Annotated in this window: 1 rRNA gene; it reads left to right on the forward strand. The window is 55.3% G+C overall.

Annotation, left to right across the window (positions count from 1 at the left end):
• The first annotated feature begins 101 nt into the window (after positions 1-101).
• Positions 102-1,629: ribosomal RNA gene (locus tag WFH00_RS11835) — 16S ribosomal RNA — on the forward strand.
• Positions 1,630-1,680 lie beyond the last annotated feature (51 nt).

Raw genomic sequence — 1,680 nt, forward strand, 5'->3', positions numbered from 1 at the left:
TTTTTTGGATAACAACGAATCGTCAGATGTTGATGGTTTTGTTGCCAGATTGAACTCGCTCATGGGTGCTGGTTTTTCCCCAGCCCGGTGAGCATTCGTTTTTTACGGAGAGTTTGATCCTGGCTCAGGACGAACGCTGGCGGCGTGCTTAACACATGCAAGTCGAACGCTGAAGCTAGAGCTTGCTCTGGTGGATGAGTGGCGAACGGGTGAGTAACACGTGAGTAACCTGCCCCGAACTCTGGGATAAGCGCTGGAAACGGCGTCTAATACTGGATATGTCCTATCACCGCATGGTGTGTAGGTGGAAAGAATTTCGGTTCGGGATGGACTCGCGGCCTATCAGCTAGATGGTGAGGTAATGGCTCACCATGGCGACGACGGGTAGCCGGCCTGAGAGGGTGACCGGCCACACTGGGACTGAGACACGGCCCAGACTCCTACGGGAGGCAGCAGTGGGGAATATTGCACAATGGGCGCAAGCCTGATGCAGCAACGCCGCGTGAGGGATGACGGCCTTCGGGTTGTAAACCTCTTTTAGTAGGGAAGAAGCGCAAGTGACGGTACCTGCAGAAAAAGCACCGGCTAACTACGTGCCAGCAGCCGCGGTAATACGTAGGGTGCAAGCGTTGTCCGGAATTATTGGGCGTAAAGAGCTCGTAGGCGGCTTGTCGCGTCTGCTGTGAAAACCCGAGGCTCAACCTCGGGCCTGCAGTGGGTACGGGCAAGCTAGAGTGCGGTAGGGGAGATTGGAATTCCTGGTGTAGCGGTGGAATGCGCAGATATCAGGAGGAACACCGATGGCGAAGGCAGATCTCTGGGCCGTAACTGACGCTGAGGAGCGAAAGCATGGGGAGCGAACAGGATTAGATACCCTGGTAGTCCATGCCGTAAACGTTGGGAACTAGATGTAGGGCCTGTTCCACGGGTTCTGTGTCGTAGCTAACGCATTAAGTTCCCCGCCTGGGGAGTACGGCCGCAAGGCTAAAACTCAAAGGAATTGACGGGGGCCCGCACAAGCGGCGGAGCATGCGGATTAATTCGATGCAACGCGAAGAACCTTACCAAGGCTTGACATAGCCGAGAACACTGTAGAGATACAGGACTCTTTGGACACTCGGTTACAGGTGGTGCATGGTTGTCGTCAGCTCGTGTCGTGAGATGTTCGGTTAAGTCCGGCAACGAGCGCAACCCTCGTCCTATGTTGCCAGCACGTTATGGTGGGAACTCATGGGATACTGCCGTGGTCAACACGGAGGAAGGTGGGGATGACGTCAAATCATCATGCCCCTTATGTCTTGGGCTTCACGCATGCTACAATGGCCGATACAAAGGGTTGCGATACCGCGAGGTGGAGCGAATCCCAAAAAGTCGGTCTCAGTTCGGATTGGGGTCTGCAACTCGACCCCATGAAGTCGGAGTCGCTAGTAATCGCAGATCAGCAACGCTGCGGTGAATACGTTCCCGGGCCTTGTACACACCGCCCGTCAAGTCATGAAAGTCGGTAACACCCGAAGCCGGTGGCCTAACCCCCTTGTGGGGAGGGAGCTGTCGAAGGTGGGACTGGTGATTAGGACTAAGTCGTAACAAGGTAGCCGTACCGGAAGGTGCGGCTGGATCACCTCCTTTCTAAGGAGCAACTCACCACACACGCAAAGCGTGGGTGGTGCAGAGAATGTT

Origin of the sequence: Leucobacter sp. USHLN153 (genome assembly GCF_037145615.1) — a bacterium.
Taxonomy (GTDB): domain Bacteria; phylum Actinomycetota; class Actinomycetes; order Actinomycetales; family Microbacteriaceae; genus Leucobacter.